The organism is Streptomyces lincolnensis (assembly GCF_021173675.1).
Taxonomy (GTDB): domain Bacteria; phylum Actinomycetota; class Actinomycetes; order Streptomycetales; family Streptomycetaceae; genus Streptomyces; species Streptomyces lincolnensis_B.
In genome coordinates, this window is the sequence record NZ_JAIHON010000005.1 from 398,786 (window position 1) to 411,735 (window position 12,950).

The following is a 12,950-nucleotide window of genomic DNA, read 5'->3' on the forward strand; positions in this document are numbered from 1 at the left end:
CGTACTATGCAATCCCAAACGAAGATCAGAGAACGCGAGCGCCACATCCTCAATGTGGCCGTGGAACTGCTCAGCGAGGTCGGATTCGACCGTCTGACGTTCGACGCCATGGCGGCCAGGGCCGGCGTGTCCAAGACGACCCTCTACCGACGCTGGCCGACCAAGCACGAACTGGTCATCGACGCCGTACGCCGCCGGGTGGACTTCTCCTTCACGGTGCCCGACCAGGGCAGTTTCCGCGCCGACGTCTTCGAAGCCCTGCGGCTGGTCAGTAACTGGCTCAAGCGGGACGGCGCGATGCTGCGCAACCTCGTGGACGCCATCCGTCGTGACGCGGACCTGCGCGAAGCGACCGAACGTCAGCTCGCCCAGCCCCTCGACGGGATGTGGGAACAGGTCATCGACCGGGCCCAGGGCCGCAGTGAACTGCGTACCGATACGGACCCGTCCTGGCTCAGCGAGCTGGCACAGGGCGTGCTGCTCAACCGGACTCTCGTGGCGGACGTCCCCGTCACCGACGCGTTCCTCGAACGCCTGACGGACGAAATCCTCCTCCCCGCCTTCACACACCCCGCCTGACCCATTCCACCGGGAGATCCGGCATGCCCCGACACAAGTCACCGACCCGGCGCAGGATGCACCGCGCCGAGGTCACCCGCATCGAACGCACCAGCCCCAGCTTCATCACCCTCACCCTCCACGGCCCCGACCTGGCCGACTTCGAGCCCATGGGTGTCGACCAGTCGTGCCGGTTCTTCTTCCGCCGCGACGGCCAGCGGGAACTGGCCATGCCGACCGCCTCGCACAACGGCTGGCTGGCCCAGTTCCTGCTCATGCGGCCGGCCGTCCGCCCCTGGGTCCGTCTCTACACCGTGCGCGCGTTCCGTCCCGAAGCATGCGAAATGGACATCGAGTTCGTGCTGCACGGCGACCACGCCGATTCGGGCCCCGCCTCCGCGTTCACCCTGCATGCCCGCCCCGGAGACCCTGTCGGACTGTTTCCCGAAGCCATCGGATACCTCCCCACGGCACAGTCCCAGCTGCTCGTCGGCGACGAGAGCGCAGTACCGGCCCTCCTGTCCATCCTGGAACAGTCACCCCCCGATCTCATCGGCGACGCCTACATCGAAGTCCCCACCCGCAGGGACATCCGACCGGTCGCGGCACCCGCCGGAGTCACCGTCCACTGGTTGCCCCGCGACGACCACACCGCGGTCCCCGGACAGCTGGCCCTGAAAACGGTCACGTCCTCCTGGAAGGTCCCCCCGGATCAGCGCATCTACTGCTGGGTGGCGGGCGAGAGCGGACTTCCCACAGGCCTACGGCGCTACCTGGTCAAGGAACAGGGCGTCCCGAAGTCCGACGTCTCCTTCCTCGGCTACTGGCGGCACGGCAAGAGCAGCCACGGCTGAGAGGGATCGGCCCCAGTTCTTCCTCTCCATGTCTGTACGGCAGTTCAAGAAACGGAGCATCGTGAACCTCAATCTCACCTCGAAGACAGCGGTCGTCACCGGCGCCGGCCGCGGCATCGGACTGGCCATCGTCCGCACCCTGATCACCGAAGGCGTCCGCGTCCTGGGTGCCGCCCGCACCATCACACCTGAACTGAAGGAAACCGGTGCGCTCACGTTCTCGGCGGACCTGGGCACCGCCGACGGCGTCACCGCCCTGATCGACAGCGCCCTCGCAGAACTGGGCGGCATCGATCTGCTGGTGAACAACGTCGGAGGCGGAGAGACCGTCCCCGGGTTCCTCGAAACCGATGACGCCCAGTGGTCCCGCTTCCTCGACCTCAACCTGCTCAGCACCGTCCGAGCCACCCGGGCCGCGCTGCCCAGCCTGATCGAACGCCGCGGCGCGATCGTCAACATCTCGTCCGTCGTGGCCCGGCAACCCGGCTCGGGTCCGGCCCCGTACGGTGCGGCCAAGGCGGCGCTGACCTCACTCGGGAAGTCCCTGGCCGAAGAGTTCGGCCCCCAGGGTGTGCGCGTCAACACCGTCACCCCCGGGGTGACCCGCACCTCCATGCTCGACCAGCAGGCAGAGCTCCTTCAGCAGATGCCGCAGGCCCTGAACATCACCAGCGGTCGCGTCAACGAGCCCGCCGAAGTCGCGGCCCTGATCGCATTCCTCCTCTCCGACGTCGCCGGCAACATCCTCGGCGCCGACTACGTCATCGACGGCGGCATGGTCAAAGCCCTCTGATCCTCCGTCACCAACTTCGCGTCCCGAACTGCCCCTCACTTAGCACCACTCCACCTGGAGCCTCGTCATGTCCCAAACCTCCGACAACACGCTTGGAACAGCCAGAGCGTCCGCCCTCCCGCCCGTCAACTCATCACATCGCCATCGCTGGTGGATCCTCACCGTCATCTGCGCGGCCCAGCTCATGGTGGTCCTGGACGCGACCATCGTGAACATCGCCCTCCCCTCGGCACAGCAGGACCTGGGCTTCTCCGACGGCAACCGGCAGTGGGTCGTCACCGCCTACGCGCTCGCCTTCGGTAGCCTGCTCCTGCTCGGCGGCCGCATCGCCGACCTCTTCGGCCGCAAAGCGACCTTCCTGGCCGGGCTGGTCGGCTTCGGCGGAGCATCCGCCCTGGGAGGTGCCGCGACCAGCTTCGAGATGCTCGTCGTCGCGCGAGCCGGGCAGGGCCTGTTCGGTGCCCTGCTCGCCCCGGCCGCACTGTCCCTGCTGACCACGACCTTCACCGACGCCAAGGAACGCGCCAAGGCGTTCGGCGTCTTCGGCGCCATCGCCGGGGCCGGCGGCGCCGTCGGCCTGCTGCTCGGCGGCCTGCTCACCGAGTACATGGACTGGCGCTGGACCCTCTACGTCAACCTCGCCTTCGCCGCCGTGGCCTTCGTCGGCGGCGTGATCCTGCTGCAGCGCACCACCCGCGACAAGAGCGCCACCATCGACATCCCCGGTGCCGTACTCGTCAGCGCCGGCCTGTTCGCCCTGGTCTACGGCTTCTCCAACGCCGAGACCCACGATTGGAGTTCTGCGGCCACCTGGGGCTTCCTGACCGGCGGTGTCGTCCTGCTCGGCGTGTTCGCCTGGTGGCAGACCCGCTCCACCCACCCCCTGCTGCCCCTGCGCGTCCTGCTCGACCGCAACCGCGGCGCCTCCTTCCTCACCATCCTGATCACCGCTATCGGCATCTACGGCGTCTTCCTCTTCCTCACCTACTACCTGCAGCAGAGCCTCGGCTACACCCCCATCAAGACCGGACTGGCCTTCCTGCCTCTGGTAATCGGACTCGGCGCCGCAGCGTCCCTCGCCTCCACCGTGCTGATCCCCCGCATCGGCCCCAAGGCAACCGTGCCGCTGGGCATGGGCACCTCCGTCGCCGCCATGGTCTGGCTGACCACTCTCGACCTCCACAGCAGCTACCCGACCGACATCATGCTCCCGCTGCTCGTCGCCGGACTCGGCCTCGGCCTGCTCATCGCCCCGGGACTGGCCCTGGCCACCGCCGGCGTGGGAGCCGAGGACTCCGGTGCCGCCTCCGCCGCCGTCAACACCATGCAGCAGGTCGGCGGCTCCCTGGGAACCGCACTTCTCAACACCCTCGCCACCAGCGCCGCCACCGACTACCTCGACGGCCACGACCCCAAGGACCCCGCTGTCCTCGCCCAGTCCAGCCTGGAGGCCTACTCCACCGCCTATTGGTGGTCCGCCGCCTTCTTCACGGCCGGCCTGATCGTCACCGCCGTCCTCTACCGGCGTGGCGTACCGGCCACCGACACCGACGCGGCCCCCGTCGTGCACATGTGAGGGTCCTGCTCAGGGACGGCGCCCATCGTTCGATTCGCCGGCCCCACCCAGCCTGGCGAGCGCCCTGTCTCGTACGGGGCTGGGTGCGACTCCTTCGCCCGGCGCTGCACCCGGACGCCGGAGACACCCACAGCAAGGCCCGCATGCGGGTGAGGGAACTGATTCCAGAGCGACGACCAGCCATGTGGACGTGAGAACCCGTGACGTGACGCCACGCCTCCTCGGACATCGCTACGACGCGCTCGGCACCGTCCACGGCGGCGTTCTGGCAACCTCGCCGACAATCCGCTGGGCGCTTCACCCGCTTCCCCGCCGGAACCGGCTACACCACGCAGGCCTCACCATCACCTTCCCGCGCCCGGTCAGCATCGACACGAGCCGCATCCGCTGCGAAGCCACCCCAGTGCATGTCGGCCGGCGCACCGCGCACGCGACCGCCGCCATCGCCGATCCCGCCGGCAGACTGCTCGCCCACGCAACCACCACCTGCCCGATCTTCCCGGCTTGCGGCCGGCAGCCTGCGCGCACCAGCCACCACGCTGCCCACGTCAGCCCGACCGCCTGATCCATCACTGACCAACAGTCAGTCACGGTTACCGCCGCAAGTCGACCAGCACTTCCTTCCCCTTTCATCACCTGCACCAAAGGGGCCACACGAGAGGGTCGAGCAACCCACCTGGGCCGTTTCCTCTTCGGGCAGTTCCCTTGGCCCTCGGTCACCGCCGGGAAGCTCTCTCAACAGCGACAGGCTCCACAGCACAGACAGCAGCCGACGTCGCCCTACCCGCGTCCCCACACCCGCCGCGCCGGTATCAGCACTGCTTCCGCCGCCGACCCGGTACCCAGCTGACCGCCCTGTAGATGGCTGCCCCAGCCGCGCAACCGTCAAATGGGACAACGAATCGATCTCGAGACACCGTCGGTCTGGACACATCTGCGCCATCCCGGCCCCTGGGTCTTGGCATCGCCCCTCAGGGCAGCCGCCCGGACCACGAGCGACAACCCTCGCGCGGTGACCGTGGCCGTCTCCCGACACCCAAGGTCACCGGGCAGCACTTCCGGATCCTCATGTCCAGCCAGCGTCCAGAATTCGACGTCCAGACGCTTGCGCAGCCCACCCACGACACCATCCTCCAGCCGTGGGCTGATACGTCTGTGCAGGTCAGAGTGACGTCAACTAACTCTGTTGGCAGCGGAGCCGAACTCACGAGCAGCGGATTCAGCCCCGTAAACCAACGCCCTGAATCCGCACCCCAGATGAGACGTTTCCGCAGGTCACAGGGGTGCGCAGTGGGGCGGGTGGGACTCGAACCCACGGCCGACGGATTATGAGTCCGCTGCTCTAACCGGCTGAGCTACCGCCCCATAGCGGCGTGTCGCGTACATGTGTGCGCGCCGTCTGCCGCAGCATAGCCGCTCATACGATCTCCTGCTTCGGGTGGTCGACTTCGCACGGCGTGCACGACCTTGAGGACTGCACCCCGTCGCGCGCGGTTCCGCCGGACACGAAAAAGGACCCTCAAGGGGTCCTCGTTCGTCCTGCTCTCCCGACTGGACTCGAACCAGTAACCTGCCGGTTAACAGCCGGCTGCTCTGCCAATTGAGCTACGGAAGATCGAAGCTCCCCCGACTGGACTCGAACCAGTAACCTGCCGGTTAACAGCCGGCTGCTCTGCCAATTGAGCTACGGAGGATCGCCTCGTCGCATCGAACGTACCTCCCTGGGTATTCGCCAGGGGGCGGGCGTTCGCTGCGACACATACATTAGCGCAAGCAGGGGGGTGCTCCGCCAATCGGTTCCCCCCGGCACCGACGCCGCACCGCAGACCTACGCAAGGAAAGGGTGACCGCCATGCGCTACAAGCTCACGTTCGTGGTGGGGCTGGCTCTGGGGTACGTGCTGGGCACGCGTGCCGGGCGCGAGCGCTACGAGCAGCTGAAGAAGTCCGCACGCCAGGTCGCGCAGAACCCCGCCGTCCGCAACACCGCCGAGTCCGCCGCCCAGCAGGGCCGCCAGTTCGCCGGCAAGGCCTACCACTCGGTCACGGAGAAAGTCGGCGACCGAGTCCCCGACTCCGTCACCCAACGCGTCCGCAACCTCCGCGAACGCAACACCAACGGCACGGCAGGCGACGACTGGGGCACCAGCAACACCTAGCGGTACTCCTCACACACCGGCCAAGCCCCCAACCTCAGGGGCGCGGGGCTGTATCGATGTGCGGCTCCGCCGCGTGGGCGCGACCAGCCACAACGGACCCACACCCGAAGCACCACCCGCACCCCAACGACGCCCACGGCCCAAGCAAGCGCAGCGCTACGGCAGAATTCGAGCCATGGGGATAGTCGCCGGGTTGGACAGTGCACCCGATTTCACTCGCATCGTGGTCTGCGACACGGACACGGGTGCCGTGCTCAGGCAGGGGTACGCACCGCATCCGATCGAGGGCGCCGAAGGCACCGCGCGGCCTTCGGACGTCGACCCGCAGGCCTGGCTGCTGTCCCTGGGCGAGGCCGCGGGCGGCGGGCTGCTGGAAGGCGTGCAGGCGATCGGGGTCTCGGCCCAGCAGAACGCCCTCGTGCCGCTGGACGCGCAGGGCAACACCGTGCGCCCGGCGATGGTCGGCGGGGACAAGCGGGCGCAGGTCGCGGCCGCCGATCTGGTGGACGCGCTCGGCGGGCGCGAGGCATGGGCGCAGGCGGTGGGGTGTGTTCCGCAGGCCGCGCAGCCGGTGACCAAGCTGCGCTGGCTGGCCAAGACCGAGCCGGAGGCCGCGCAGCGCACCGCCGTGCTGCTCCAGGCGCACGACTGGCTGGTGTGGCAGCTGCTCGGGCGGCCGGTCCGGCGGACCACCGACCGGGGCGGCGCCTCGGGGACCGGGTACTGGTCGGCGGCGACCGGCGGCTACCGCCCGGACCTGGTCGAGCTGGCGCTCGGGCGGCAGGCGATGCTGCCCGAGGTGATCGGCCCCTCGGACGCCTCCGGTACGACACCGGAGGGGCTGCTGATCTCGGCGGGCACCGGCGAGACGATGGCCGCCGCGTTCGGGCTGGGGATCGGGCTCGGCGACGCCGTGGTGTCGCTCGGGGCCTCCGGGTCCGTGATGGCCGTGCATCCCGAGGCGCTGGTGGACCAGAGCGGGATGATCACCTCCCTGGCGGACGCGACCGGCATGCACCTGCCGGTCGTGACCACGCTGAACGCCGTACGGACCCTGCGCGGGGCGGCCGAGATGCTCGGGGTGAGTGATCTGCAGGGGCTGTCCGACCTGGCGATGAAGTCGACGCCGGGGGCGCACGGGCTGGTACTGCTGCCCTATCTGGAGGGTGAGCGCACCCCCCATCTGCCGCACACCGCGGGCTCCCTGGTCGGGCTCAGGCGGGAGTCGATGAAGCCGGAGCATCTGGCGCGGGCCGCGTTCGAGGGCATGCTGTGCGGGCTCGCGGACGCGCTGGACGTGCTGCGCGGCCGGGGCGTGGAGGTGCGGCGGATCTTCCTGCTGGGGGCCGCCGCCGAGCTGCCCGCCGTGCAGGCCGCGGCGCCCGCGCTGTTCGGGACGCAGGTCGTCGTACCGCAGCCGGCGGACTACGCGGCGATCGGTGCCGCCCGGCAGGCCGCTTGGGCGCTGGGGGTCTCGCAGGGCATGCTCGACCCGCGCACCCCGCCGGCCTGGCAGGGCGCGGCGGCGCAGGTCCTGGAGCCGGGCGAGGAACTGGCGGTGGGGCAGGCGGTGCGCCAGCAGTTCGTGTCGGTCCGGGAGCAGACCCACCCGGGGGCGTTCCGCGTGTAGCCGCCGCCCGCCCGGGTGTTCCGGGCGAAGCGGAATGTGAGACGCCGGTAGGAATCCGCGCCCAGAAGGACCCGTAAGGCCGTACGAAGCACTGCTCTCGGCTTAATCGGTTGAGGTAACGCGGGTGGAGTGTCCGACGATAGGGGCCAGGGGCAACCAATGGCCCCGTCGTCGACTCCGAGAGACGTAGCGTGCTCATACGACTTCTGCGGACCTATCTCAGGCCCTACAAGAAACCCATCTGGCTGCTGGTGCTGCTCCAGTTCCTCCAGACCTGCGCCACGCTGTATCTGCCCACGCTCAACGCGGACATCATCGACAACGGCGTCGTGAACGGGGACACCGGCTACATCCTCGGCTACGGCGCCCTGATGATCGGCATCTCCCTGGTGCAGGTCGTGTGCAACATCGGTGCCGTGTACTACGGCGCCAGGACCGCCTCGGCGGTCGGCCGGGACCTGCGGGCGGCCGTCTTCGACCGGGTGCAGTCCTTCTCGGCGCGCGAGGTGGGCCAGTTCGGCGCGCCCTCGCTGATCACCCGTACGACCAATGACGTGCAGCAGGTTCAGATGCTGGCCCTGATGACGTTCACCCTGTTGGTGTCGGCGCCCATCATGTGCGTGGGCGGCATCGTGCTGGCGCTCGGCCTGGACGTGCCGCTGTCCGCGGTGCTGGTGGCCGTGGTGCCGACGCTGGGCATCTGCGTGACGTTGATCGTACGGCGGCTGCGCCCGCTGTTCCGGTCCATGCAGGTGAAGCTGGACACCGTGAACCGGGTGCTGCGCGAGCAGATCACCGGCAACCGGGTGATCCGCGCCTTCGTGCGGGACGGCTACGAGGAGGAGCGCTTCCGGAAGTCCAACACCGACCTCACCGACGTCGCGCTGAAGACCGGCAACCTGCTCGCGCTGATGTTCCCGATCGTCATGACGGTGGTGAACCTGTCGTCGATCGCGGTGGTGTGGTTCGGTGCCCACCGGATCGACAGCGGCGGGATGCAGATCGGTGGTCTGACCGCGTTCCTCGCCTATCTGATGCAGATCGTCATGTCCGTGATGATGGCCACCTTCATGTTCATGATGGTGCCGCGCGCGGAGGTGTGCGCCGAGCGCATCCAGGAGGTGCTGGACACCTCGTCGTCCGTGGTGCCGCCGGTGGCGCCGGTCCGGGAGCTGCGGCGGCACGGGCATCTGGAGATCCGCGGGGCCGGGTTCTGCTATCCGGGTGCCGAGGAGCCGGTGCTCAAGGCGATCGACCTGGTGGCCCGGCCCGGTGAGGTGACCGCCGTGATCGGCTCGACCGGCAGCGGCAAGTCCACCCTCCTCGGGCTGGTGCCCCGGCTGTTCGACGCGACCGACGGCGAGGTGCTCGTCGACGGGGTGCCGGTGGCGGACGTCGACCCCGAGCTGCTGGCGAAGACCGTCGGACTCGTCCCGCAGAAGCCGTACCTGTTCGCGGGCACGGTGGCGACCAATCTGCGCTACGGCAATCCCGACGCCACCGACGAGGAGCTGTGGCACGCGCTGGAAGTGGCGCAGGCCAAGGGCTTCGTCAGCGGGCTGGAGAACGGCCTCGACTCGCCCGTCGCGCAGGGCGGCACCAACGTCTCCGGCGGTCAGCGGCAGCGGCTCGCGATCGCCCGGACGCTCGTGCAGCGCCCGGAGATCTACCTCTTCGACGACTCCTTCTCCGCCCTGGACTACGCGACCGACGCGGCCCTGAGGGCGGCGCTGGCCGCCGAGACCTCGGAGGCGACCGTCGTGATCGTCGCCCAGCGGGTGGCCACCATCCGGGACGCCGACCGGATCGTCGTCCTCGACGAGGGCCGGGTCGTCGGCACCGGCAGCCACCACGAACTGATGGCGGACAACGAGACCTACCGGGAGATCGTGCTCTCCCAGCTCACGGAAGCGGAGGCCGCCTGATGGCCGGGCCCATGGGGCGCATGATGGCGGGCACCGGCCCGGAGAACCGCTCGCTGGACTTCAAGGTGTCCGGCAAACGGCTGCTCACCCACTTCCGGCCGGAGCGGTTCACCCTCTACGCGATGCTGGTCTGCGTGGTGCTGAGCGTCGGCCTGAACGTGATCGGGCCGAAGATCCTCGGCAAGGCCACCGACCTGGTCTTCGCGGGCATCGTCGGACGGCAGATGCCGGAGGGTGCCAGCAAGGAGCAGGTCCTCGAATCCATGCGCGAGCGCGGCGACGGCTCCGCCGCGGACATGCTCAGGAGCACCGACTTCACGCCCGGCAAGGGCATCGACTTCACCGCCGTAGGACATGTCCTGCTGTTCGCGCTCGGGGTGTTCCTCGTCGCCGGGCTGTTGATGGCGGTGGCGACGCGGCTGGTCAACCGGGCCGTCAACCGCACGATGTTCCGGATGCGGGAGGACGTGCAGACGAAGCTGTCGCGGCTGCCGCTGTCGTACTTCGACAAGCGCCAGCGCGGCGAGGTGCTGTCCCGGGCGACCAACGACATCGACAACATCGGCCAGACCCTCCAGCAGTCGCTGGGCCAGCTCATCAACTCGCTGCTGACGATCATCGGCGTGCTCGCGGTGATGTTCTGGGTCTCCTGGCTGCTCGCCCTGGTCGCGCTGGTCACCGTGCCGCTGTCGGCGGTCGTCGCGACGCGGGTCGGCAAGCGGTCGCAGCCGCACTTCGTGCAGCAGTGGCGTTCGACCGGGAAGCTCAACGCCCACATCGAGGAGATGTACACCGGGCACACGCTGGTGAAGGTGTTCGGGCGCCAGGAGGAGTCGGCCGCGCAGTTCGCCGAGCAGAACGAGGCGCTGTACGAGGCGGGCTTCAGGGCGCAGTTCAACAGCGGGGTGATGCAGCCGCTGATGATGTTCGTGTCGAACATCAACTACGTGCTGGTGGCCGTCGTCGGCGGCCTGCGGGTCGCGTCGGGGTCGCTGTCGATCGGTGACGTGCAGGCCTTCATCCAGTACTCCCGCCAGTTCTCGATGCCGCTGACCCAGGTCGCGTCCATGGCGAACCTCGTGCAGTCGGGCGTCGCCTCCGCCGAGCGGATCTTCGAACTCCTCGACGCGGAGGAGCAGCAGGCGGATCCGGTGCCGGGCGTGCGGCCCGAGGAACTGCGCGGGCGGGTGGCGCTGGAGCACGTCTCCTTCCGCTACGACCCCGACAAGCCGCTCATCGAGGACCTCTCCCTGACGGTGGAGCCGGGACACACGGTCGCGATCGTCGGCCCGACGGGCGCCGGCAAGACCACCCTCGTGAACCTCCTCATGCGGTTCTACGACGTCTCCGGCGGGCGTATCACCCTCGACGGCGTCGACGTCGCGAAGATGTCCCGGGACGAACTGCGCGCCGGGATCGGCATGGTCCTCCAGGACACCTGGCTGTTCGGCGGCACGATCGCGGAGAACATCGCGTACGGGGCCTCCCGGGAGGTGACCCGGGGCGAGATCGAGGAGGCCGCGCGGGCCGCCCACGCCGACCGCTTCATCCGCACCCTGCCCGACGGCTACGACACCGTCATCGACGACGAGGGCAGCGGGGTGAGCGCGGGCGAGAAGCAGCTCATCACCATCGCGCGGGCCTTCCTGTCCGACCCGGTGATCCTGGTCCTGGACGAGGCGACGTCGTCCGTGGACACGCGTACGGAGGTGTTGATCCAGAAGGCGATGGCCAAACTCGCGCACGGGCGCACGTCGTTCGTCATCGCACACCGGCTCTCGACGATCCGGGACGCGGACACGATCCTGGTGATGGAGAACGGGGCGATCGTGGAACAGGGCACGCACACGGACCTGCTGACGGCCGACGGGGCGTACGCACGGCTGTACCAGGCGCAGTTCGCGCAGGCGGTGGCGGAGGTGGACTGAGGGTTGTCTGCCGGGTGCGGCCCGGTGGGTGCTGGTCGCGCCCACGCGGCGAAGCCGCAAATCGATACAGCCCCGCGCCCCTAGGTGGGGTGCAGCTGGGCGGACGTGACTGCACCGACCTCAGGGGCGCGGGGAACTGCGCGACCAGCCCCCACAACCGCACCCGGCATCAGTCCAGATAACCCCGCAGCTGGTCCGCGAAGGCGTGGTCCCGGAGCTTGTTCAGCGTCTTGGACTCGATCTGCCTTATCCGCTCCCGCGTGACGCCGAAGATCCGTCCGATCTCCTCCAGGGTGCGGGGGCGGCCGTCGGCGAGGCCGTACCGGAGTTGGACGACCTTCCGTTCCCGCTCCCCCAGGGTCGACAGCACCGCTTCCAGGTGCTCCCTGAGCAGCAGGAACGCCGCCGACTCGACGGGGGACGCCGCGTCGCCGTCCTCGATGAGGTCACCGAGGGCGACGTCGTCCTCCTCGCCGACGGGCGCGTGCAACGACACCGGCTCCTGGGCCAGCCGCAGGACCTCGCTCACGCGTTCCGGCGCGAGGTCGAGGTGGGCGGCGACCTCGTCCGGCGTGGGTTCGTACCCGCGTTCCTGGAGCATCCGCCGCTGCACCCGCACCACGCGGTTGATCAGCTCGACGACGTGGACCGGGACGCGGATCGTCCGGGCCTGGTCGGCGAGGGCCCGGGACATGGCCTGGCGGATCCACCAGGTGGCGTAGGTCGAGAACTTGTAGCCGCGGGCGTAGTCGAACTTCTCGACGGCCCGGATGAGGCCGAGGTTGCCCTCCTGGACCAGGTCGAGCATGGTCAGGCCGCGGCCGACGTACCGTTTGGCGACGGAGACGACGAGCCGCAGGTTGGCCTCGATGAGGCGGCGCTTGGCCATCCGGCCCATCACGACCAGCCGGTCGAGGTCCAGGGCCAACTGGCTGTCCAGGTCGGGGGTGTTGCTCAACTTCTCCTCGGCGAAGAGTCCGGCCTCCACCCGACGGGCGAGCTCGACCTCCTCGGCCGCGGTGAGCAGCGGGATGCGGCCGATCTCGCGCAGGTACTGGCGGAACAGGTCCGAGGAGGGGCTGCCGGTGTCGGCGCGGGCGCGCACGGGTTCCACCGGCTCGGGAGCCTCGGTCTCCAGCGCCTCGGCGGGCGGCTCGGCCGGCTCGGGCGAGGCCTCGGGCTCCGCTTCGGGATGGTGCGCGACACGGTTCTGCGGGGGGACCGCGACCAGTACGTCGGTCTCGGCGTCCGGCTCTGTGCTGTCCGCGCCGGCGGCGGTCCTGCTGTCGGTCTGTGTCAGGGTCTGGGTCTGCACGGGGGCGACCTCCAGGATGATCGCTGCTGAGGTGTGCGGCAGCGCTGCTTCGGGGGCGGAGTCGGCGGCCTCGCCGCTGTCCGTCCCGTACGCGATGAGCGGAACCGCGGGGGTGTGGGACCCGCTGGGGACGGATCGGCCGCGCTCCGAGGACTCAGGCACCGGAACCCAGTGTGGAGTACGACACATCACCGCCACGAGGGGCGTGCGGTG

Annotated in this window: 10 protein-coding genes and 3 tRNA genes; 9 read left to right on the plus strand and 4 right to left on the minus strand. The window is 69.3% G+C overall.

Annotation, left to right across the window (positions count from 1 at the left end):
- Positions 1 to 6: 6 nt before the first annotated feature.
- The 5 genes from K4B79_RS16080 to K4B79_RS16100 all read left to right on the plus strand — a co-directional run bounded on the left by K4B79_RS16080 (position 7) and on the right by K4B79_RS16100 (position 4,346).
- The gene (locus tag K4B79_RS16080) at positions 7 to 579 is read left to right on the plus strand and encodes a TetR/AcrR family transcriptional regulator (RefSeq protein WP_232027267.1); all 573 of its coding nucleotides are present in this window, start codon (positions 7 to 9) and stop codon (positions 577 to 579) included.
- Positions 580 to 602: 23 nt separating this feature from the next.
- Positions 603 to 1,412 (plus strand): siderophore-interacting protein, encoded by an 810-nt coding sequence (locus K4B79_RS16085; protein WP_232027268.1) that lies wholly within the window; start codon positions 603 to 605, stop codon positions 1,410 to 1,412.
- Between the two features lie 61 nt (positions 1,413 to 1,473).
- Entirely contained in the window at positions 1,474 to 2,205 is a 732-nt protein-coding gene (locus K4B79_RS16090) for an SDR family NAD(P)-dependent oxidoreductase (RefSeq protein ID WP_232027269.1), read from the plus strand.
- A 67-nt stretch (positions 2,206 to 2,272) separates the two neighbouring features.
- A complete protein-coding gene (locus K4B79_RS16095) occupies positions 2,273 to 3,781 on the plus strand; it encodes an MFS transporter (RefSeq protein WP_232027270.1) in 1,509 nt (502 codons plus the stop codon).
- 205 nt (positions 3,782 to 3,986) lie between these two features.
- The gene (locus K4B79_RS16100) at positions 3,987 to 4,346 is read left to right on the plus strand and encodes a PaaI family thioesterase (protein WP_232027271.1); all 360 of its coding nucleotides are present in this window, start codon (positions 3,987 to 3,989) and stop codon (positions 4,344 to 4,346) included.
- Positions 4,347 to 5,072: 726 nt separating this feature from the next.
- Here the strand turns inward: K4B79_RS16100 and K4B79_RS16105 are convergent.
- From K4B79_RS16105 to K4B79_RS16115, 3 genes are all read right to left on the minus strand, one after another.
- Positions 5,073 to 5,146 (minus strand) — tRNA-Ile (locus tag K4B79_RS16105).
- A gap of 177 nt (positions 5,147 to 5,323) precedes the next feature.
- Positions 5,324 to 5,396 (minus strand) — tRNA-Asn (locus tag K4B79_RS16110).
- Between the two features lie 6 nt (positions 5,397 to 5,402).
- Positions 5,403 to 5,475, minus strand: a tRNA-Asn gene (locus K4B79_RS16115).
- 158 nt (positions 5,476 to 5,633) lie between these two features.
- On the opposite strand from K4B79_RS16115, the gene K4B79_RS16120 reads away from it, so the two are divergent.
- From K4B79_RS16120 to K4B79_RS16135, 4 genes are all read left to right on the plus strand, one after another.
- Positions 5,634 to 5,939 carry a YtxH domain-containing protein gene (locus K4B79_RS16120; RefSeq protein WP_232027272.1) on the plus strand — a complete coding sequence of 102 codons (306 nt, stop codon included), beginning with the start codon at positions 5,634 to 5,636 and terminating at the stop codon, positions 5,937 to 5,939.
- A 175-nt stretch (positions 5,940 to 6,114) separates the two neighbouring features.
- Complete coding sequence (locus K4B79_RS16125; RefSeq protein ID WP_232027273.1) at positions 6,115 to 7,569, plus strand: FGGY family carbohydrate kinase; 1,455 nt, start codon at positions 6,115 to 6,117, stop codon at positions 7,567 to 7,569.
- 191 nt (positions 7,570 to 7,760) lie between these two features.
- Positions 7,761 to 9,494: an ABC transporter ATP-binding protein gene (locus tag K4B79_RS16130; RefSeq protein ID WP_232027274.1), complete on the plus strand. Its 1,734-nt coding sequence runs from the start codon at positions 7,761 to 7,763 to the stop codon at positions 9,492 to 9,494.
- Positions 9,494 to 11,422 carry an ABC transporter ATP-binding protein gene (locus tag K4B79_RS16135; RefSeq protein ID WP_232027275.1) on the plus strand — a complete coding sequence of 643 codons (1,929 nt, stop codon included), beginning with the start codon at positions 9,494 to 9,496 and terminating at the stop codon, positions 11,420 to 11,422. Before K4B79_RS16130 ends, K4B79_RS16135 begins: the two co-directional genes overlap by 1 nt.
- A 169-nt stretch (positions 11,423 to 11,591) precedes the next feature.
- Here K4B79_RS16135 and K4B79_RS16140 read toward each other — a convergent pair whose 3' ends face one another.
- Positions 11,592 to 12,899, minus strand: a complete 1,308-nt coding sequence (locus K4B79_RS16140) for an RNA polymerase sigma factor (RefSeq protein ID WP_232027276.1) — start codon at positions 12,897 to 12,899, stop codon at positions 11,592 to 11,594.
- Positions 12,900 to 12,950 lie beyond the last annotated feature (51 nt).

Excerpts from the sequence above, each read along its gene's own strand:
- K4B79_RS16120 (WP_232027272.1), top strand. The coding sequence starts at position 5,634 with ATGCGCTACAAGCTCACGTTCGTGGTGGGGCTGGCTCTGGGGTACGTG.
- K4B79_RS16085 (WP_232027268.1), top strand. The coding sequence starts at position 603 with ATGCCCCGACACAAGTCACCGACCCGGCGCAGGATGCACCGCGCCGAG.
- K4B79_RS16125 (WP_232027273.1), top strand. The coding sequence starts at position 6,115 with ATGGGGATAGTCGCCGGGTTGGACAGTGCACCCGATTTCACTCGCATC.
- K4B79_RS16095 (WP_232027270.1), top strand. The coding sequence starts at position 2,273 with ATGTCCCAAACCTCCGACAACACGCTTGGAACAGCCAGAGCGTCCGCC.
- K4B79_RS16080 (WP_232027267.1), top strand. The coding sequence starts at position 7 with ATGCAATCCCAAACGAAGATCAGAGAACGCGAGCGCCACATCCTCAAT.
- K4B79_RS16135 (WP_232027275.1), top strand. The coding sequence starts at position 9,494 with ATGGCCGGGCCCATGGGGCGCATGATGGCGGGCACCGGCCCGGAGAAC.